This is a genomic window from Streptomyces sp. NPDC057939 (assembly GCF_042887545.1).
Taxonomy (GTDB): domain Bacteria; phylum Actinomycetota; class Actinomycetes; order Streptomycetales; family Streptomycetaceae; genus Streptomyces.
The window spans coordinates 14,417-34,549 of record NZ_JBHVPG010000032.1 but is presented as its reverse complement, the minus strand read 5'-3'; the positions used below and the strand labels follow the sequence as shown (position 1 = coordinate 34,549).

Below are 20,133 nucleotides of genomic sequence, written 5' to 3'. Positions count from 1 at the left end.
GAAAGGTGAAAGGTCCGCTCCCCACCCGTTTCACGTACGGGTCGCGCGAGTTGAGCATGAACCATCGAACGGACATGGTCGGCCCCAGAACAGGTGAACCTCAACACCAATGCGCCACATTTTGTCCGGATTAACGGGAAGTATTCCACGGGTAAAGTGATAAAGCCCACACCGGATATCGAGTTATGGATTTCGGGCTTCGCAGGCCGCAGAATCAGCTGGCTATTTGTCAGTTTCCTGCCACACGTGTGCCTTGGGCCCGTGGGCAGAGCGTGGGGGGTCCAGATGTCGCCGTTCTCGGCGCGCAATTTCCGCCTGCCCGGAAACAGGAGACAGCGCACCAAACGCGCGCGTCTCGCCGGGCACACCGGCATCACCATGTCGGTGTTGCTGGCCGTAACACTCCTTCCGATCGAGGCCTGGGCCGCGCCCCCGGGCAGCCGCGACGGTGTCCAACTGCCAGGCTTGCAGCAGGACATCAGGGCCAAGCTCGACAAGGTCGAAGCCGCCAAGCTCGAGGGCTGGGCGGGCGCGCCCGTGAATCCGCCGGCCGAGTACGAACCGTCCAAGGTCACACCCCCGCCTGCGGGATCCGCGAGCGTCGTGCTCTCGGGCGACCAGCTTGTCCAGGCCGGTGCCCTGCCTGTGAGTATCGGCAAGGCGTCGCCGACAGAGGAGAACCCGGCACCGCCGGCGCCGTCGGGCACCTGGTCGGTGGCGGTCGAGGCACGCACCGCATCCGAAGCCGTCAATATCGACGGCGCCCTCATCAAGGTCACCCCGCCCGCTGACGGGGTCACGCCCGTCGACGTGCAGCTCGACTACAGCAAGTTCAAGGACCTCTACGGCACCGAGTGGGCCACACGCCTGGAGCTCAAGCAGCTCCCGGAGTGCTTCCTCACCCGCCCGGACCTGCCCGAGTGCTCGGTCTCGAAGGAGGTACCGAGCAGCAACGACCCGTCCACCGGAACCGTCCGTGCCACCGTCGACCCGGCCACCTCACCCGGTCAGGGAATGCGGACGATGGCAGTCGGCGGTGGCGGCCCGATGGTGCTTGCGGCCTCCGACGGCGGTTCCGGGGCGGGCGGCACGTACACGGCCACGTCTCTTTCCGCCACCGGTTCCTGGACCGCGGGCGGTAGCGGCGGTGGGTTCTCCTGGTCCTACCCCCTGGCGGTGCCCACTCCGCCCGCCGGACCGTCACCGCAGATCGCTTTCGGGTACTCCTCGCAGGCCGTGGACGGCAGGACATCGGTCACCAACGGACAGGCGTCCTGGATCGGTGACGGCTGGGGCTACGAGCCCGGCTTCGTCGAACGTCGCTACCGCGCCTGCTCGGATGACCTGAAGGCGAATCCGGCCAAGCCGAACAACGACAACGCCACGGACAAGAAGAAGAACGACCTGTGCTGGGTCGGCGACAGCATGGTGATGTCACTCGGAGGATCGACCTCCGAGCTCATTCAAGATGCCACCACGGGCCAGTGGATTCCGGTCTCCGACGACGGTTCCCGCGTCGAGCGGAAGACGGACGCCACGGTGGCCAACGGGGCCAAGGACGGCGAGTACTGGGTTGTCACCACACGCGACGGCACCCGCTACTTCTTCGGCCGCCACGACGTCGACGCCTCGGGCACCCGCCCAGTCACGAACTCGGTCCTCTCGGTCCCCGTATTCGGCAACCACCCGGGCGAACCCTGCTACCAGACCTCATACGCGACCTCGGCCTGTGACCAGGCCTGGCGATGGAACCTCGACTACGTCGAGGACGTCCACGGCAACGCCATGATCATCGACTGGGCCCGCGAAACCAACCGCTACGCCAAGAACGCCAAGTACAAGGAAGCCGTCTCCTACACCCGCGACGGATACCCCACACAGATCACCTACGGTCTGCGAAGCGACAACCTCAACGGCGCTCCCGCAGGCAAGGTCGAGTTCACCGTCGCCGAGCGCTGCATCAAGGAGGGCGTCACCGCGTGCTCGGACGCCGAGTTCGAGGGAAACAACTACGGGGACAAGCAGCCCTGGTGGGACACTCCCTCCACACTGCACTGCAAGGCGAGCGCCAAAGAGTGCTTCGTCTCCGGGCCGTCCTTCTGGTCCCGTAAGCGCCTGACCGCGGTCACCACACACAGCCAGCGCACCGAAGGTTCCACCGCCCTCTCCCTCGTGGACCGCTGGACCCTCGCCCAGTCCTTTCCCAGGCAGCGCACCGACACCCACCCGCCGCTGTGGCTGGAGTCCATCACCCACACAGGCTTCAGCACCGCCAAGGACCAGGCCGGCAACCAGCAGAGCATCTCTCTCCCCCCGGTGTCCTTCATCGCCAACGTGCAGGACATGCCCAACCGGGTGGCAGCCGGACCCAACGATGCCACTCCCGACTTCGACCGACTCCGGGTGGAGACCATCCGCACCGAATACGGTGGCGAGATAGCGGTCGACTACTCCTCCCCCTGCGCCGTCGGCACCAGCCACCCCAAGCCCGAGGAGAACACGACCCGCTGCTTCCCCGTCCACTGGTCCCCGGACGGGGATCTGGAGAAGCCGCCGCTGGAATGGTTCAACAAGTACGTCGTCGACAAGGTCACCGAGAGGGACCGCGTCGCACGCCAGGCGGACCTCACCACCACGTACACCTACGAGGGCAACGCCGCCTGGGCCAAGGACACCGACGAGTTCTCCAAGCCCGAACTGCGCACCTACAACCAGTGGCGTGGCTACGCGTCCGTGGTGGTGAGAAAGGGTGTGACCGCGAACGCGGGCAGGCCGGACGCCACCGAGGAGTCCCAGACCCGCACGCACTACTTCCGCGGCATGTCCGGTGACGCCGGCCGACCGAAGATCATCATCAAGGACTCCACCGGAACCGAGGAGCTGGGCGAGGACCTCCTCCAACTGCAGGGACAGTCGGCAGAGACCATCACCTACACCAAGGCCGGTGGCGATGTCTACTCGCGGGTCCTGAACTGGCCGTGGCTGCAGAAAACCGCCTCCCGCCCAAGAGACGGCACCACCCCTCTGGAAGCCTTCCGCACGGGTACCGCCCGTACCGAGGCCATCCAGACCGTCAGCGGCGGCCGCACCCACAAGGTGCGCACCCGGCACACCTTCGACACCGTCTACGGCTTGCCCCAGACCGCCCAGGGCGAGGTGCTGACACCGAACGGCACGGGGTGGACCGCCTCGAACCAGCAATGCGTCACAACCACATACGTCCACAACACCGTCAAGCACCTGATCGGACTCACCCAGCGCACGCGCACCACAGCAGGCGACTGCACCCAGACCGCGACAGGACAGGTCCTGTCCGACACACGCGCCGCATACGACACTCTGAACTCCTTCGGCGCAACGCCGGAGAAGGGGCTCCCAGTCCAAGGCGAGAACCTCGACGCCGCAGGAATGGGCTGGGTCACACAGGTGCGCACCGAATACGACGCCCTGGGCCGCCCCACCAAAAATTACGACGCGGCCGGCAACGCCACCGCGACGAGCTACAGCCCAGCAACCGGGGCCGTCTTCGCCACGACCATCACCAACACGCTCGGCCAGGTCTCCATGGCCAAGTCCGACCCGGGCCGAGCGAGCGTCCTGGAAACCGTAGACCCCAACGGCCGCAAGACAAGCACGGCCTACGACGCACTCGGACGCACCACAGGCGTCTGGACCCCCTCACGCAACCAGGCCACGGACAAGGCCGCAGTCACCTTTAACTACCAGATCGCGGAGCACGAGCCTCCCGCCGTCACCAGCAGCACCCTCCAGGACGACGGCACCTACAACCAGACCGTAGCCATCTACGACGGCCTGCTGCGCCCGCGCCAGACCCAGGGAAAGGCCTTGGGCGGTGGCCGACTGGTCACCGACACCTTCTACAGCGCGAACGGGACAGTCAGGCAGACCAACAACGGCTACTACGCCGAGGGCACACCGGGAAAGAAGGTCTTCGTCCCAGAGAGCGTCTTCCAGGTACCCAACTCCACCAAGACCGCCTACGACGGTCTCGGGCGAGCCATCCGCGCCACCACCCTGCATGCGGACGTACCTCAGAAGTCCTCCACCATCCAGTATGGAGGTGACTTCACGCTCGCCCGCTCGTCCATGTCCGTCGACGGCACGACACCTCTCAAGGGCAGCAGCGCGGTAAGGACGTGGACCGACCCGATGGGACGGACCAGCGCCGTGGAGCACTCCACGGCAACCGATCTGACCACCTGGAACCGGACCACATACGCGTATGACGTCCGCAACCAGCTGACGACCGTTACCGACGCCGCCGCCAACAAGTGGACCTACGCTTACGACGCCCGCGGCCGCAAGACAGTGGCCGAGGACCCCGACAGCGGACGCTCCGAGTTCGGCTACAACAGCCTTGACCAGCAGATCTGGGCCAAGGACTCCAGCGGACGCACCCAGCACAGCGTTTTCGACCGTCTCGGCCGCACGATCGAGCTGCGTGACAACAGCGTCAACGGCCCCTTGGTGGCCGCATGGACCTACGACTCACTTCCGAATGCCAAGGGCCTTCCCGTTTCCTCCACCCGGTACGAGGGCGGCGCGGCCTACAAGAGCGAGATCACGGGCTACGACACCGAGTACCGGCCCACCGGATCAAAGATCACGATCCCCGACGTCCCCGCGACGAAGGGCCTCGCCGGCACCTATGCGTACTCCACCACCTACACCCCGACCGGCAAAGTCCAGTCCACGACCCTCCCCGCCACCCCCGGTGGCCTGGCCGCCGAGAAACTTGTCACCCGCTACAACGCCGATGGCATGCCCCAGACCGTCTCCGGCCTGAACTGGTACACCGCCGACGTCAAATACAGTCCCTTCGGCGACATTCTCCGCACCGCCTCGGGCAATGCCCCGAATCGGGTGTGGACCACGAACAACTACAACCCGCACACCGGGCAAGTCATCAACCAAGTCAGCGACCGTGAGACCGGCCCGAACCGCATCAGCGACGTGTCATATGCCTACGACCCCGCAGGCAACATCACCTCGGTCACCGACACCCAACCCGGCGACCGCGTCGACCGCCAGTGCTACGCCTACGACACCGTCGGCCAGCTGACCAAGGCCTGGACCGGCAAAACCGCTGCATGCAACGGCCCCAGCATCAACGACGTAACCGCGGGCCCGGACGGCGACGGATTCTGGCAGGAATACCAGTTCGACTCCATCGGTAACCGCACCAAGCTCATCAACCGCGACCTGACCAACAGCACGTTCGACGACGAAACCACCTACACCTACGGCGTCACCATCGCCGGCAACGGCACACAGCCGCCCGTCAAGACCAAACCCCACGCGCTGACAAAAACGGAGAAGACCACCCGCAAGCCCGGCTCAAGCGTCAACTCGCTGTCCACCTACGAATACGACACGGCGGGCAACACCACCAGCCGACGCATCGATGGCGACACCCAGACCCTGAACTGGGACCGCCGAGGCAAGCTCACTTCCGCAACCAGCCCCGGCATCGGAGCCGTCTCCCTCACAGGGGCATCCGGCAAGTGCGTCGACGTCAGATACGGCAACAACACCGACGGCACACCCGTACAGATCTACCCCTGCAACGAGTCCAGAGCCCAGCACTGGCGCCTCACCGACAACACCGTCCGCGCCCTCGACAAGTGCCTCACCACCAACGGCACGAAGCTGGTCCTCGCCACCTGCGACGGCAGCGACAAGCAGAAGTTCGTCTACCGCGCCGGCGACAAGTCCCTCAACAACCCGGCGACCAACCAGTGCGTCGACGTTCCCAACAACGCCGCAGACAGCACTGACCTCCAGCTGTGGTCCTGCAACAGCACCGGGCCCCAGCAGTTCTCCTTCGACCACACCACCACCTACCTCTACGACACATCGGGCAACCGCCTCATCGAGGAAACCGGGAGCAGCCGCACCCTCTACCTCGGCGACACCGAAATCACCGTCAACAAGGCAGGGCAAGCCCTCGACGCCATCCGCTACTACAGCGGCCCCGGCGCCACCACCATCCGCCGCACTGACGGCAAAAGCACCAACCACCAACTCAGCGTTCAACTCGCAGACCACCACGGCACCGCCACCACGACCATCGACCAGAACACTGGTCAGACGATCACCCGGCGCAAAACCGACCCCTACGGCAACCCCCGCGGCACTCAGCCCGGCAACTGGCCCGGCAACCGCAGCTACCTCGGCTCAGGTGTCGACGACACCAATACCGGCCTTACCCACGTAGGCGCCCGCGAATACGAGCCGACAACCGGCCGCTTCATCTCTGTCGACCCCATCATCGACATCACAGACCCACTCCAGATGAACGGCTACACCTACGCCAGCGGAAACCCCATCGTGAACACAGACCCGAGCGGTCTGAAAAGCGAAGAATGTGGCGTTCTCTACAATTGCGGCCCTAGGGGAACGATTACCCAATCGAACACAGCAGACATTACCGAGCGCACCGATTCAGGCGCCACTCTCGCCAGAAACCACAGCTATGAGAGCAATAGCGGACGCAGTCGAGGTAATGGCGGTGGGAACTCTAATAGTGGAAGTAGTGGCAACAAAGGCGGAAGCGGGAGTAGTGGTAAAGGTGGCAGAGGAGACAAGGGGGGAAAATCGCAGAATAATTCCCCCGGCGGCACGGTGCAGCTCTTCCTGGTCGACCGGTACGTGCCGGATCAAGATGACCTGAATAGGATAAGTGCCGGGCGGTACAAGCCGTCGAATACCTACGAGGAAAATGTGGGCCTCTGGGCGGATGCTATCTGCCAGAGTTCCTACACGGAGAATCAAGAGTTTTGCGACGGGACCCTGGATATGGGGATCCGTAGCCCGAGTGGCGACTGGATGGAAGCTCTCGGAATCCGGAATGTTTACGAGTGCAGTAAGGATATAGGGTGGAATAAGGATTGCGGCATGGCTGCCGTAGACGTGGCAATCACGCTTGCCACCGCAGGGGCTGGCAGGCTGGCAGCAAAAGCTACAATCAGCGCAGCCGGTAAGACGCTGACAAGATGCAACCCGCTAAACAGCTTTGTCGCCGGTACTCATGTCTTGATGTCTGATGGAACCACGAAGCTGATCGAGGAAGTACGGGCCGGCGACGAAATAATCGCCACGGATCCTGAAACCGGGGAGACCGCAAAGAAGACGGTCACTGCCACCATCTTCACCGAGGATGACAAGACGTACGTCGACGTCATTGTCGACACTGTCAGTGGGGCTGAAGCGATCACCACCACGGGCCACCACCCGTTCTGGTCGGAATCGTCTCAGATGTGGCTCGATGCAGCAGAACTCCAGCCTGGCATGACCCTCCGCACCGACACTGGTGCCATTGTGGCCATCGCTAAGGTCCGTACCTACCAAGCGGTCAACGAGACCTACGACCTCACCGTCGCAGACCTCCACACGTACTATGTGCTCGCGGGGCAGACCCCGGTCCTGGTTCACAACAGCAATGGGAAGTGTGGCGACCTTGGCGAGGCCTGGAAGCCGGCAAAGACTTCGACCATTTGTGGTAGCACGGGCTGTGAGGACGTCGCGAGGCAGATCCAGAGCCAAATTGGCGGCACGCGCCACAGGATCACTGACTCCTACGGTGCGCCAACACTCGGCAAATATCGAGGTGAAGACACACGGTGGGCTCATCACGACGTGGTGATCAGAGACGGACGGGTGTATGACGGCTGGACGGATAGATATGGTGAACCCATCGATGTCTACAGAGGCCGCTTCGAGTACGGTGAGTACCTGAGATTCGACCCCCTGGATTGAGTGAGGATCATGGAGTACCGACAGTTGTTTGCCGACGTCATGAGGCGTCCGGGCAGTTATGGACTGAGTGGCTCCTTTCGGGAAACCGTGGCGTTCATCAACGGATGCGATGCTGGGAACTCCTGGGGCCTGCTCATTGGATTTCGCGAATGGCTTGCCCTTAAGGTGGACGCCGAAGCGAATCTGGCGTGGCCTTTCCTGGTCCTGAAGATCGCGAAAGTGACAGCCAGAAGCTCGGGGGCTGAGATGGAACTCTCAGGTGTTGACGATGTGAAAGCACTTCAAGTGTTGTTCGAGGAATTGGATTCATTTCTGTCCGCAAGGAATGGTGCTCATGGAGCAACCCTCATCATCGCGAAGTATCTAAAGACGCGTGGTTGACGAAATATCAGAAGCCCCACCGAGGAAACTTCTTGGTGGGGCTTCTGCACTGTTTGACGGCAACGGTGACGGCAATGTCAGCGGACGCCTGCTGTCGCGGGCGGGTCGTCAGGGCCGTCGTTGGTCGGGCTGAGGGGCGGGCCTGGACGACGTCAGCAGACGGTTGCGCTGCGGCAAGTGCTGATCCACGGAGAAGTTCCCTTCTGAGTAGTACTCACGGGGGTGGGGAGTGCGCGGCGTTGGTGAACCGCCGCAACTCCAAGACCACCGCACCCGGTCATCGCACGCTTGGTCCAGGCGGACGAGGACACGGTCCGCGACGTTGATCCACCGCTTCGACGAGATCGGGCTCGCATGCTTGGACCCTCGTTGGGCGGGAGGCCGTCCCCGCCTGCTCGACCGTGACGACGAGGACTTCGTCGTGGCGACGGCCACCGCCCGCCCCGCCACACTGGGCAAGCCCTTCACCCGCTGGTCGATCCGCAAGCTCGCCGAGCACCTGCGGCGCAACATCGTCCGGCCCGTGCGGATCGGTTGTGAGGCCCTATGGTGCTTACTGGCTCGCCGCGGGATCTCCGTCCAGCGCACGAAGACCTGGAAGGAGTCCCCGGATCCGGACTTTGATGCCAAGCTCGCACGCATCGAGTACGCGATCAGTGAGCGGCCCGACCACACCTTCGCGTTCGATGAGTTCGGACCGTTCGGCATCAGCCCCACCGTCGGCCCCTGCTGGGCCCAACGCGGCCGCCCCGACCAGCTCCCGGCCAACCCCATCGAGGCCCACTTCGGACCGTTGCGACAGTTTCACCCTGACCAACTCCCAACACCCCAACCGCACCGCTCAGACCAGGGCCCTGCACGCCTACCTCTGCCGGCGCAACAAGAACGCCCGCCACCCCGACATCCTCACTGCCCAACGACGTGAACGCGCCCGCATCCGCAGCGAAAAGGGCAGCCGCTGGGGCGGCGGACCACTTCCAGTAGCGGCTTGACACCTCAACCGGCGACCGTTGGCGGTCACAGCACTGGATAGGCCCGGATGCACCCGCATCCATGTCGGTCGAGTTCGACCTGAAGCCAGCCTTGAGGGTTCTGATTGAATCAACCGATGTATACGTCCTACACTCTTGCTTATGTCATATACAACATCGTGTCTGGGTAGCTTAGCTTGTTCTTTATCTACCAAGATCTTCCGGGTTTGCCGATGGCCTTGAGGGTCTCGGGGCGTTTGACGGTTTTGCCGACGTCGTAGCGGGGTGCCCGGTGCTTGTTCTTGGCGCCGGGTGGCCGTCCGGGGCTGGCGCCTCGGGGTTTGGGAACACGGGTCGGGCAGGCGAGGTGCGGGCGGATGTTCCTGAATCCTCGGCGGACCCGGGCCGGGGTGAGTCGGTCCGGTGCGGCGGGTTTCTCCCAGGGCCGGCGGAGGTCCGTGGCGAGGGGCCGGGCGAGCCGGAGCTGAGTGTGGGCGACGATCAGAATCCAGGTCCAGCGATCTGCGGCCTCGGGAGTACGGAGTTTCGGGGTGGTCCAGCCCAGGGTCTGCTTCGCGAAGCGGAATGTGTGCTCCAGATCGAAGCGGCGGAGGAATGCCTGCCAGGAGCGGTCCACATCGGTGGAGGTGGCACCGGTCTTCGTGGACCATACTGTCCCGCAACGGTATCCGCCCAGCTGGGCGAAGAGTCTGAGGACCTGCCGACCAAGAACGTGCTGAGCGCCTACGCGCCCGGCTCTTCCTGGCTGGGCCTCGGGACACCTGTAACGAGGTTCGATTCGTAATGAATCGGGCCCTTTTGCTGTCCAACCCCGAGTTTCTCCAACGAAGAGCTGAGGTCTGCGTACGCGGACGAGTCACCGCCGTTCGACGGCGGACACAGCTTGGAGGACTTCGTGACCATTCAGATCGCGCCGCTGGCGGTCCTGCGCCTTCGCCGTCGGCATCTCGGTCTTCAAGTACACGGCGGGCAGTCAAGGGGCCGGCGGCCGCGGGGACCTGGTGGCGTCGATCGCCTCGGGGGCTGCCGTGGCCACGCTCCTCGGGCTTCTGCTGGCCCCTGGCTTCGGGCAGTCCCCGGCGGGCCCCGGGGCGCCCGAGGCCAATCCGGGCTCGGCCAAGCCCGTCCGCTAAGGCTTGTCCCGTAAATGATCTTTGAGTCGCCCGGGGCAGGGGCGGTCGCGGTGTGATCCGCTGGCCTATCCGGTGAGGGTGAGGTTGTGCAGGCGGGCGATGCCGAGCATGGCGTGGTGGACTCCGTCTCCTTTGAGGCGGCAGTCGCGGAGGATCTTCCAGGTCTTCATGCGGGCGAAGACGTGCTCGACGCGGGCGCGGACCTGCTTGTGGGACTTGTTGTGCGCCTGCTTCCAGTTGGGCAGTTCTTCGCCTCTGCGTCGGCGGTGTGGCATGACGAGTCCGGTGCCGGGGTAGCCGCCGTCGGCGATCGTGAGTGTTCTGCCGACGGCGGCTTTGGCGCCGGATTCTTCCCAGGCCTTGCAGTCGTTGCGGTTTCCGGCAAGCGGCCGGCCGACCACGACGACCAGGCGGGTGTCGGCGTCGATGACGATCTGGTGGTTCGTGGAGTATCGGTAGTTCTTCGACTGCGCGGCGATGGTGTGGTCGCGGGTGGGCACCAGGGTGCCGTCCACGATCAGCACGGTGTCCTTGGCGAACCGCTTGCGGGGCTGCAGGGCGAGCATCGGCCCGAGGTGGTCGATGATGCGGTCCGCAGCCGACTTCGAGACCCCGAACAGCGGGGCAAGCTGTCGTATCGTCAAGTTCGTGCGCCAGTAGGCCGCCACCAGCAGAGCACGGTCCTCCAGCGGAAGGCTCCACGGCCGACCCTTGCGGACCGCGTCCGCACCCTCGCGCCGCAGCACGGTCACCAGCTTCCCGAAGCAGCGCGGGCTCAGCCCGGTGAACGGGGCTATCCAGGACGGCTCCAACGCCGTGATCACACCAGCCACACCAAGATCATCTCACCTGTGACCAGCAGTTACGGGACAAGCCTTAGGACGCGTTTACGGAGCGGGCCGGCGTCACCGCGTCGGACGAAGTGCCGTCGGCCTGCCCAAATGCCAAGGGTTCATGTCGTTCATGGCGCCGTTGGCCTTGGGCGAGGGCTCGTCAGAACCCCTGGGCCTCGGCTACCCGGCTTCCGGCTTCGCGACGTAGAGCAGAGCGTGGCGGCGCCCGGGCCACGTAGTGTCTGTCCGACCGACATGAACCTCGGCTGTGATCGCGGAACGTTGTTCGGGTCCGCCGCTGAGGAACACTTCGAGCTCGAAGATGATGTCGTCGAGGTCTTCTTCCACCTCGGCAGTGCGTGCGGTGATGGCGAAGTGGAGGACGATCGTGTCCGGTCGAGGCTCTACCGCGATGCCGCGAAGGTGTGGCCCGATGAGTCCCAGCGCCGCTTGACCTGTTTGGTTGAGCAGGTAGTTCCTCCGCAGCAGGACGCGCTCTTCGTTCTCTGTGATTTGCGGGTTGTAGTACTGCCGGGCGGGGTGATCCATGTTCGCAGGGTACCGACCCCGTCGGCACGGCCCCATGTCGAGCCCTTCTGAACGAACGACGGCCGCATGGAATGTTCGTGTCCACGGTGTCGTCGTGCACGAAGAGAGGGCCCGGTCCCGGACACAGTTACATTCCGTGTGCAACGGGAATGTTGTCGTCGCCCCGCTTCATGAACACGCTGAGAGTGGTCCAACACATAGGGACGCGCCTCCATTCTTTGACCGGTCGCCCGGCGGGGCGTGCAGTGGCGTTTCGGCGGTGAACCCGGTGCCCCGGCAGGGTGAACCCCGTAGCGCTGGACTGTTGCTGATGTGGCGTGGGCCGGTACAACCACCCCATGATGATCATGAAGTGGGTTGCGACTGCTGCCGCCGCGGTCCTCGCCCTGTCCCTGCCTGCCACCAGTGCCCAGGCCGCCGAAGCGGTGCCTGCCGCGGTGCCGCAGGTCTTGCCGATGGGGGTGGCCGTTTCGGCGCTTCCGCTCGCGGTCGAGGACCGGACCGGCTACCAGCGCACCAGCTTCAAGCATTGGAACTCCGGCACTCTGCCGTCGGATGGCTGCAACACCCGGCAGGAGGTTTTGTTGGCCGAGGCGATCGAGTACCCGCAGGTCGGGCCGGGCTGCACGTTGACGGGCGGGGTGTGGTGGTCGTACTACGACGATCGGGAGGTGACGTCGGCAGGCGCGTTGGACATCGACCACATGGTGCCGCTGGCCGAGGCGTGGGATTCGGGCGCCGGTTCGTGGACCGCGGCCCGCCGGGAGGCGTACGCGAACGACCAGGGACAGCCGGCCTCACTGGTCGCGGTGACGGCCCGATCGAACCGCAGCAAGTCCGACCAGGATCCGGCGGAGTGGCTGCCGCCGTCGGGCTCGGACGAGGTGCTCTGCCGGTACGGCGCCGAATGGACCGCGACGAAGCTGCGCTGGGGTCTGGCGGTGGATGAGCTGGAGCGGGACCGGCTGCTGGACATCGCGGCCGGCTGTGGTGGCACGGACGTGGAGTTCACCCCGGCCCCGTAGTCGCACATCGCGCCGGGCCTCCCGGGCGGGCGGGCCTTCGCTCGAGGCTGGGCGATGCCGGGCCCCGGCGCCCGTACCCGCCATCCGTTTCCTGCCGCACCCGCCCGGCAATTTCCCGGCGGGCGCACCGACGAAGGAGTTCCTGATGACTGCTCCACCCTTCCGCCGTGTGGTTGGCGCGCTCGCGGCTGCCTGCCTGTCCGTCCTGCTGGCGACTCCGGTGGCACAGGCCGCCGGTCCCGACCCGGACAGCGGCGGTGAACTGCTGATCCTCTCGAACGAGGAGTACGCCCAGCAGTTCGGGGACCGGTGCGCACGGGCGGCCGGCGTGCCCGTGCCGGCAGACCGGCTCGCACACGGCGATGGCCGGTCCTCGGCCGGTTAGGGCCTGGCGGAAGTGCGACGCCCGCGGTGGCAGATGTCCGCAGAGTCCTGCGGAGCGGGGGTGGTGATCGTTAGGGTCATGCCCAGTCCGCGCCGGCATGGGGCGTGGGTCAGGACCGGTACCCAGAGCGCTCTGGAGTACGACCGGACCGCCCTCGGCCCCTGGCATCCCCCTCCGTGCGGGATGTCGGGGGCCGTGTCCCGCCCCCGGGACCTGGTGGCACCGGACCGCGACCGCCTGAGATCGCGCTCGTAGCCGGTCTTGCCGCGTCACAGTGCGCGGTGTCCGTCGTTGGGCACGGGTGAGCGACAACAATCCCCGCACCGGCAACGTCCGGCCCCTACGACCGGCCGCGCCCGCAGCGGCCTGCCGGCTGTGCTCCGACTCCGACAGGACGTCCGTCGAGTCGGCACCTCACCCCGGGCCGGACGAGTTGACGCTGTGCGCGCCCTGCCGGTTACGTCGACCCGGTCGAAGGCGACCCGGACTCGGCCCGGCCGATCTTGCCTGGCGACGGCTGGAGCGCGACGTCGCCCGCCTGAACACCGCGTACGAGCGCAGCCATTGGAATCCTTCGGCTGACGAGCTGGAGTTCACCGCGGGCCTGGCGCGGATGCCGTGGACCGAGCCCGCGATCCGTACCGCCCTGCGCGAGGCCGGCAACAGCGTGCGGATCGGCCGCCTGGGCCGGCTCCTGGACGGCGACGCGATCACCGTGCTGCGCCATGTGAGCGCGGATGATCCCGCGCTGCACGCTCTGCGCCACCTGGTCGACGTTCTGGCCGCCGAGGCGGAACGCTCGCCGTGGCCGCCCGGAGCCGCCTGACCCGCAGCGCGCCGGCGGGCATGATCCGCAGGGTCAGGTCCCTCGAAGGGCTACGACTCCAACCCCAACCGCGATGAACTGCGCAAACGCCGGATCCAGCAGCATCTTGGCTGCCGGCCGACAGATCGATCACATACCACGCCCCCTACCAGCAGGCCTTCGCCGAACTCGCCGCAACGCATCGCGGCCGGCGTGTCGCCGAGATCCTTCCGCTGCTGTGCCGCGCCGCCGACGACGCGCTGCTCGGCTTCACGGACGCGGACCTGCGCGAGCAGGCCCAGGCCGTCAGGACAGGGGAGCCGTACGTCCTGCGCGTGAAGGTGGCCTGACCCCCGGACCGCGTCGGCCGGCCACGGGACCGCGTCCGCCCGCCCCTGGCGCCATCGTCGGCGCGGCAGTTTCGGCCGCCCCGCTGGGACCATGAGGTCGGCCGGGACGGCCGTCTGCCGGGCCTGGGGTATGGCGCGCCCGGCCGGCAGGCCTCAATGGGCTGATCCAGGGAGAGAGGGGGATGGCGCCAAATGCAGCTTCTGAGGTCCCTTCCCGTCGCCCTTCCAGTCAAGGAACAAGATCACGTCGGTGATGATGATGATGGGACCCGACCCGCCCCAGATGCCCGGAGTGCAGGTGCCGGGACGGACCTGGACGGTGCGCCTCACCGGCCACCCCGGTCACACCGTGTCCGTCACTTGCAGCACGCACCACCGGGTGCGGGATGCCGCCCCGCTCGCGGGACGCCGCGAGCATGCGGCGGTGGAGTCGGCAGGTCCCACGCGGGCTGGGTCGGCGTGGTCCTGGCCGACGGAAAAGTTTCGGGGGCGGTGTTCGCTGCTCATGCCGCTCGGCATGACCGGCGATGATGCCCGTCGGCGCCCCCGAACTCCTTCATCGTGCACGAACTGGGTCCCCGACTTCACAGCAGTATCTCGGTTCCGTGGCTGTGGCGAGTCTGCTGGTGGGTTGGGTCAGCGCAGTGTGGTGCCGTAGGTGTCGGTGAGTTGCCATGCGTGGGGCGGGGTGACGGGGGCGGGCCAGATCTGGATGAGGTGGTGCTCGACAGCTGTTTCATCCTCGATGATCTGGATGTCGTTGCCGAGGTCGCGGCCATGGGCGTGGACGCGGATCCTGCTGTCGATATTGGCGTAGGCGCAGAGGGAGGGGAGAGGGTCGCTGTCGTTCCCGTCGGTGATCCACGCCTCGTCGCCGGGCAGGTGGAAGCTGGCTTCGACGATGTCCTGCCACGTGGAAAGGTTGGGTGGTGGCGGGGGGCCGGGGTGCAGTTCGAGGGTGAGATGCACGGGTCCGAGTTCGGTGCCCGTCATGATCACGGCGAAGGATCCGGGGGTGCTGATCCCCGCGCCGGGTGTGAGGGGTGCGAGGAGTCCGTTGAAGTTCGTGTAGGTGAAGCCGACCGGGTCGAAGTCGTCGCCGCGCAGGTAGTACTGGTGGGAGCTCACCTGGACCAGACCCGAGGCGGTGACGATTCCCGCGCCGGACGCCGAAGGGGATGTCACGGGACGTCCACCCAGAACGCGTCACCGTTCAGCACACGCTGCCCCTGGTAGAAGGCCGACAGGAACCCGCCTTGCTGGTTCTGTTCGGAGACGGGGACCCACGCCCAGCCCCAGTCCTTGCGGTCGGACTTCGAGGCGCCCTGGTTGGTCCGCGCGAAGGGGTACTCGTCGCAGCTCTTTCCCGTGGGGCGTGTGCGGGAGGTGGGGCAGGCCGCGTTGCGGTTGGCGCGCTCCAGCGCGGTGTCGGTCGTGCGGGTCAACGCGCTGCCGCGGCGTCGGTCACCGTAGTGGTGAGGGCCCCCGTCCTGGACACGGCGGATGTTCGCGGCGATTTCAGGCAGCTGGGCCATCGTGGTCAGTACGGGGAGGGTGGAGGGGAAGACGCAGCCGGCGCTCTTGCCGATCTCCTGGTCGCACCTATAGTCGGGCGACGTCCATCTGTCGGTGGCGGGCGGAAAGCTTGGTTTGGTGCCGGTGAGAGTGTAGGTGGTACGGGTGGTGTTCCGCCCGGTCGTCGTGTCCTTGTAGGTGAGAGTGCCGCTCATGCGCCGGCCCTTGGCCACACCCGCCCCGGGGACTTTCACCGTGGCGACGCACGTTCCCCCGCAAGCCGCCTTCAGGACGAGGTTCGCGCCGGCAGCCTCCCCGGAGACGTCCTTGATGTCGAGGGTGAACGTCTCGGTGAACTCACGGCTGTTGGCCTTGAGCTTGTACGACTGGGTCACGTCCATGACGGCACTGCCGACCACCTTCTTGTCCCGGTACACGAACAAAGTGGTCTGCTCCTGCACGCACGCCTCGAACCGATTACCGCGGTTCGGACCCGGCACACACTCCACAGCAGCCGTCGAACGAGCGAACACCATACTCAAGCCGGCGGCGGGAAAGTCCACGGCCTGGGCCGGCAGGTTCTGCGCCAGGGCCACCGCCAAGACCGCGCAAGCAACGCCCGACCAACGCGCACGCCAGCTCATCCATGACTCCGTTCGCCCAATCCCCGGCCCGGCTCTGCCACTTTCCTGTGGTGAACCAAATACAGCACGACCAGCTGTCGGCAACGGACCAGCGCCGTGGAGTCACCCGTACGGGGATTGACGGGGAGATTGTCCACACACCTACGGGGGGAGCGTTCCCCCGTCCAGGGTGTTTCGGGTGTGGCCGTATTGCTGCCGGACCGTAGGGGTGGACTGGTCCATGAGCTCCATGAAGCAGACGGGCGTTGTGGCGGTTTCACCGGCCGAACCAAATGCGCTCCGGTTCCGGGCACTTCGTACCATTCTGATACCAGGGTGCGGCGGGCCGGCGGGCCGGCGGGCCGGCGGGCCGGCGGGCCGGCGGGCCGGCGGGAACCGTGATCGTGCCCGCACGGCCGTGGCCTGCCGGGCGACTGCAGAGCTTCGTGAGTCCGAGCAGCCTCTGGACCTCCGTCTCGTCGGTGCCGAGTTGCCCCTTGGCCACCCACGACCGGCCCAGGTCGCGGTGCGCGCATGCGCACCCGCGTTCGTGTGAGCGACATTGCCCGATCCTGTGCGGATCGTGCCCTCCGAGCCGAGGTGGGCCGGGCCTGGGCCGAGCCGGCCGGGCTGGCTTGGTCAGCAGGTTTTGTAGTCGTGCCGGGTGGAGTTGTAGGAGCAGGTGTGGTGGGTGGTGTTGTTGGCGCGGCGCAGGGTTGCGGTGTCCTTGTCGTTGTTCCAGACGTAGGCGGCGCGCTGTTGGTGGAGTGTGGTGGTGGTGTTCGTGCCCTTGCCGGTTTTGATGGTGACGGTCTTGCCGGCGCCGAGGGTGAACGTGGGGAAGGTGTAGGTGTGGCGGGAGCCGTCGGTCAGGGTCCAGCCCTTGAGGGGGACGGCGGCGCGGGTGCCGTTGGTGATCTGCACCCACTCGCCGTTGAGGGAGGTGTTGGTTCCGGTGTCGCTGCCGGGGGAGTCGTACCAGATCTTCGCCACGCGAAGCGTTGCGGCGGCGTCGGCCTGACCGGGGAGCAGGAGTGCGGTCGCGGCGGTGATGGTGGCGACGGCGGCGACGTGGGAGACGCGGGGCATGAGCATCGGCGGGTCCGTTCAGGGTCAGGGGCGAGCCGTCACAGCAGGGCGGCGGGGCTTGACCGGGACGCTAGGGGCTGGAGGAGCCCATGAGGGTGCGCTGTTGCCTGCCCGTGACAGAACGTCACCCTTTGGTGTGAGACTGCCCTCGGGAGTGCGCCACCAGACCGAGGCACTCCGCCGTCGGCAGAACGACGCCCTCACCACTGCCGCTTACGGAAACGCCGCGCAGTCCGTAGGGTCGCCGAACCTCTACTTCCATCCACGTTGACGGCCCGGTCTTCACGGCGGCCACGCGCTGGTGAAACCCCGCCCGCCCGCGGGAATGAGGCCGTCCGCAAGGTTCAGCGCTGCTGCCGGGAACGGGCGATGCGATGCAGGAGCGTAATCCCGGCGACGCGGTCGGCGCTGCTCCGTACGATTTCTGGCACAGGGGACAGTCCGCCCGTGCGAGGGCGACCTGGGCCGGGGGTTGTCCGAGGCAGTTGCCGAGCAGCGTGCGCAGCCCCCATCGGCGTCGACATCGAAGCCGCCGACCGCGTCCGTATGGAAACCCTGAATCGACGCCTCCACCCAGCCGAACACACCGCCATCAAGGCCCTCCCCGCCGACCGCCGCCACGAGGCGCTCCTGCGATGCTGGACACGCAAGGAGGCCTACCTCAAAGGCCTCGGAACCGGCCTGGCCACCCCGCCCAACCAGGTCAACGTCGGCACCGGCCTCACCCGCCACGACGACGACGAACTCGCCGCCCGGAACGGCTGGACCCTCACCGCCATCACCGCACCGGCCGGCTACGCGGCCTCCGTCGCAATCCTGCTCCCGCCCGGAACCCGCGCCCGGACCACCATGCGGACACGTGCCGCTCGCCCGTACGGACCCCGCACGCCCTTCGCGGCGGCACACATTCCCAACGCGTGCCAACGAACCACGACGTCCGTGCGCAGGCCTGAACCCCTACGAGCCGTGTGAAACCGGGCCCTACTGGCATCGGCTTTTGCGTTACGAGCGCCCACGCGACCGGGGCCGGACCTCGACATCGACACCTCGGAGAACTCCGGATCGAGGAAGCCAGGACCGGCTCTCTGAATGTATGGCCGCTGCCCTGCGCGTCGTGGTCGCCTCCCAGATCCCCAAGCGGCAGTAGCCTCGCCGTCGCCGCCGTCCACGCGGCGTTCCTGCTTGTCATTGCGTTCGCCGGTAGAGCTGTCGCCCGCTCGTTTCGGCTTGACGTCCCGGCCACCCGCACGATCGCCCTCACCGGCGCGACCCGCAACTCCTTGGTTTTCCTGCCCCTCCCACCCGCCCTGCCCGATGCCCGCTCGGTGCTGAGGTGGTCGTGGTCACCCAGACTCTCATCGAGGTCCTCGGCATGATCGCCTGCGTCCGCCTCGTCCCTCGACTGGCCCCGACGGTCGCCCCCACGCGTACGGACCGAACCGGACCCCGCGCCCCATGCACACCGGGCGACGGACGCCTTGCCCGGGCTGGCTTGACGGCTGGTCATCGTGCAGTCGCGGGATTTCAGTTCAGGGTCACGGTGCTCTTGAGGTTGTTGCCGTGTTTCCATTCGAGTGCGCCGTCGTGCTGGAGTCGGCCGACGACAATGCCGGGGGAGAGTCCTGCTTCGCGGGCGAAGGCTTCGATGAGGGTGAACGGCTTGGGCCGCGCCCGCAGGCGTCGGTAGGCAGCAGCGTGCTGCGGGGGGATCAGCGTGGTCGCCGCGAAGTCGTTGGCCTCGTCCTCGGCGGGATCCGCGTGGGTCTTGGAGGAGAGGTTCTCGCTGTCGTCCATGAAGGTCAGGCGTTTGCCGTGCAGGAGGACGTGGCCGAGCTCGTGGAAGAAGCTGAACCAGAACTGGTCGTCCCTTTTGAAGCGGTCGCTGAGGGCCACCATGACCTTTTCCGGTGTGAGCCAGCGGGTCGCGCCGGAGACTCTGGTCTTGGGGAGTGCCGGGACGAAGACGACGGCGACGCCGGCCTTGGCGCACAGGCGGGGGAGTTCTTCGATCCAGCTGTCCTGCCCGGTCAGGGTCAGCGCTCGTAGCGTGGGGAGAAGCGCGGCGAGCTCGTGCTTGCTGTAGGGCAGCAGGTCCATGGTCTTGGCCAGGTCACGTGCCTGGAGTTCGGCCCGGCGCAGCCAGACTGCGGTCGCGTACTCGGCTGCCGTGCCTTCAGTGGGTTCCTGCACGGTGGAGCGGCGGAACGCGGTGCGGTAGTTGCGCCAGACGTCCTCGGCGGTGTCGGGATCGGCGACGCCGAACCAGTCCAGCAGCCTGAGGAGGTTGGCGGAGGTCTTCTCGCGGTCAGGGAGGATCTGGAGCTTCACCAGCTCGGCGAGTGGGAAGCGGCTGAGCCAGTCGACCCTTGAGGCCAGCGCCTTGCTTTCTTCCGTGCGGGCCTGCTGAGTGCGGTACGCGGCTTCCATCGAGTTCCACAGCGTGGCCGGCACACCGGTGGTGCGTTCGAGCAGGAGTGCGGTGTCGGGGCTGAGCGGCGCGGTGCCCTTGATGACCTGGTTGATGTGCTTGGTGGACAGACCGGTGCGACGGGCGAGGTCGGCCTGAGGGATACCGAGCTCGTCCAGGGTGTCCTGGAGGGTTTCCCCGGGATGGGGAACCGAGGTGGGCGCGTATGCGAGCGGGTCGGCGCCGGGGGTCATCGAGGTGCCTCTC

The 20,133-nt window shown here is 66.4% G+C and carries 12 protein-coding genes and 3 pseudogenes; 8 read left to right on the top strand and 7 right to left on the bottom strand.

What is annotated here, in order from left to right:
• Positions 1–93 precede the first annotated feature (93 nt).
• From ACFVS6_RS28450 to ACFVS6_RS28440, 3 genes and pseudogenes are all read left to right on the top strand, one after another.
• A complete protein-coding gene (locus ACFVS6_RS28450; RefSeq protein WP_389708176.1) occupies positions 94–7,779 on the top strand; it encodes a ricin-type beta-trefoil lectin domain protein in 7,686 nt (2,561 codons plus the stop codon).
• Positions 7,780–7,788: 9 nt separating this feature from the next.
• Positions 7,789–8,160: a hypothetical protein gene (locus ACFVS6_RS28445; RefSeq protein WP_389708174.1), complete on the top strand. Its 372-nt coding sequence runs from the start codon at positions 7,789–7,791 to the stop codon at positions 8,158–8,160.
• 279 nt (positions 8,161–8,439) lie between these two features.
• Positions 8,440–9,152: pseudogene (locus ACFVS6_RS28440) on the top strand (helix-turn-helix domain-containing protein).
• Between the two features lie 187 nt (positions 9,153–9,339).
• Here the strand turns inward: ACFVS6_RS28440 and ACFVS6_RS28435 are convergent.
• From ACFVS6_RS28435 to ACFVS6_RS28425, 3 genes and pseudogenes are all read right to left on the bottom strand, one after another.
• Positions 9,340–9,804: pseudogene (locus ACFVS6_RS28435) on the bottom strand (transposase); the annotation flags it as partial.
• Positions 9,805–10,350: 546 nt separating this feature from the next.
• Positions 10,351–11,118 (bottom strand): transposase, encoded by a 768-nt coding sequence (locus ACFVS6_RS28430; RefSeq protein ID WP_389708172.1) that lies wholly within the window; start codon positions 11,116–11,118, stop codon positions 10,351–10,353.
• A 180-nt stretch (positions 11,119–11,298) separates the two neighbouring features.
• Positions 11,299–11,667, bottom strand: a complete 369-nt coding sequence (locus ACFVS6_RS28425) for a hypothetical protein (RefSeq protein WP_389708170.1) — start codon at positions 11,665–11,667, stop codon at positions 11,299–11,301.
• A 341-nt stretch (positions 11,668–12,008) separates the two neighbouring features.
• Here ACFVS6_RS28425 and ACFVS6_RS28420 point away from each other — a divergent pair, with 341 nt between their 5' ends.
• The 3 genes from ACFVS6_RS28420 to ACFVS6_RS28410 all read left to right on the top strand — a co-directional run bounded on the left by ACFVS6_RS28420 (position 12,009) and on the right by ACFVS6_RS28410 (position 13,903).
• Positions 12,009–12,692: an HNH endonuclease family protein gene (locus tag ACFVS6_RS28420; RefSeq protein WP_389708263.1), complete on the top strand. Its 684-nt coding sequence runs from the start codon at positions 12,009–12,011 to the stop codon at positions 12,690–12,692.
• Between the two features lie 145 nt (positions 12,693–12,837).
• Positions 12,838–13,077 carry a hypothetical protein gene (locus tag ACFVS6_RS28415; RefSeq protein ID WP_389708169.1) on the top strand — a complete coding sequence of 80 codons (240 nt, stop codon included), beginning with the start codon at positions 12,838–12,840 and terminating at the stop codon, positions 13,075–13,077.
• 301 nt (positions 13,078–13,378) lie between these two features.
• Positions 13,379–13,903: a hypothetical protein gene (locus ACFVS6_RS28410; protein ID WP_389708167.1), complete on the top strand. Its 525-nt coding sequence runs from the start codon at positions 13,379–13,381 to the stop codon at positions 13,901–13,903.
• A gap of 965 nt (positions 13,904–14,868) precedes the next feature.
• On the opposite strand, the gene ACFVS6_RS28405 is transcribed toward ACFVS6_RS28410, so the two are convergent.
• The 3 genes from ACFVS6_RS28405 to ACFVS6_RS28395 all read right to left on the bottom strand — a co-directional run bounded on the left by ACFVS6_RS28405 (position 14,869) and on the right by ACFVS6_RS28395 (position 17,465).
• The gene (locus tag ACFVS6_RS28405; protein WP_389708165.1) at positions 14,869–15,417 is read right to left on the bottom strand and encodes a hypothetical protein; all 549 of its coding nucleotides are present in this window, start codon (positions 15,415–15,417) and stop codon (positions 14,869–14,871) included.
• A complete protein-coding gene (locus ACFVS6_RS28400) occupies positions 15,414–16,391 on the bottom strand; it encodes a NucA/NucB deoxyribonuclease domain-containing protein (protein ID WP_389708163.1) in 978 nt (325 codons plus the stop codon). Before ACFVS6_RS28400 ends, ACFVS6_RS28405 begins: the two co-directional genes overlap by 4 nt.
• Before the next feature lie 618 nt (positions 16,392–17,009).
• On the bottom strand, positions 17,010–17,465 hold the full coding sequence (locus ACFVS6_RS28395) for a lamin tail domain-containing protein (protein WP_389708161.1): 456 nt from the start codon (positions 17,463–17,465) through the stop codon (positions 17,010–17,012).
• 363 nt (positions 17,466–17,828) lie between these two features.
• Between ACFVS6_RS28395 and ACFVS6_RS28390 the strand changes: the two genes are divergently transcribed.
• Both ACFVS6_RS28390 and ACFVS6_RS28385 read left to right on the top strand, forming a co-directional pair.
• On the top strand, positions 17,829–18,431 hold the full coding sequence (locus tag ACFVS6_RS28390) for a 4'-phosphopantetheinyl transferase family protein (RefSeq protein WP_389708159.1): 603 nt from the start codon (positions 17,829–17,831) through the stop codon (positions 18,429–18,431).
• 121 nt (positions 18,432–18,552) lie between these two features.
• Positions 18,553–18,870 (top strand): annotated as a pseudogene (locus tag ACFVS6_RS28385) (arsenic resistance protein); the annotation flags it as partial.
• 113 nt (positions 18,871–18,983) lie between these two features.
• Here ACFVS6_RS28385 and ACFVS6_RS28380 read toward each other — a convergent pair.
• A complete protein-coding gene (locus ACFVS6_RS28380; protein WP_389708157.1) occupies positions 18,984–20,120 on the bottom strand; it encodes a HigA family addiction module antitoxin in 1,137 nt (378 codons plus the stop codon).
• Positions 20,121–20,133 lie beyond the last annotated feature (13 nt).

What these genes read in the sequence shown, in the direction of transcription:
- ACFVS6_RS28445 (WP_389708174.1), top strand. Translation starts at nt 7,789, where the DNA reads ATGGAGTACCGACAGTTGTTTGCCGACGTCATGAGGCGTCCGGGCAGT.
- ACFVS6_RS28425 (WP_389708170.1), bottom strand. Translation starts at nt 11,667, where the DNA reads ATGGATCACCCCGCCCGGCAGTACTACAACCCGCAAATCACAGAGAAC.
- ACFVS6_RS28420 (WP_389708263.1), top strand. Translation starts at nt 12,009, where the DNA reads ATGATCATGAAGTGGGTTGCGACTGCTGCCGCCGCGGTCCTCGCCCTG.
- ACFVS6_RS28415 (WP_389708169.1), top strand. Translation starts at nt 12,838, where the DNA reads ATGACTGCTCCACCCTTCCGCCGTGTGGTTGGCGCGCTCGCGGCTGCC.
- ACFVS6_RS28400 (WP_389708163.1), bottom strand. Translation starts at nt 16,391, where the DNA reads ATGAGCTGGCGTGCGCGTTGGTCGGGCGTTGCTTGCGCGGTCTTGGCG.
- ACFVS6_RS28395 (WP_389708161.1), bottom strand. Translation starts at nt 17,465, where the DNA reads ATGCTCATGCCCCGCGTCTCCCACGTCGCCGCCGTCGCCACCATCACC.
- ACFVS6_RS28390 (WP_389708159.1), top strand. Translation starts at nt 17,829, where the DNA reads ATGCGATGCAGGAGCGTAATCCCGGCGACGCGGTCGGCGCTGCTCCGT.
- ACFVS6_RS28380 (WP_389708157.1), bottom strand. Translation starts at nt 20,120, where the DNA reads ATGACCCCCGGCGCCGACCCGCTCGCATACGCGCCCACCTCGGTTCCC.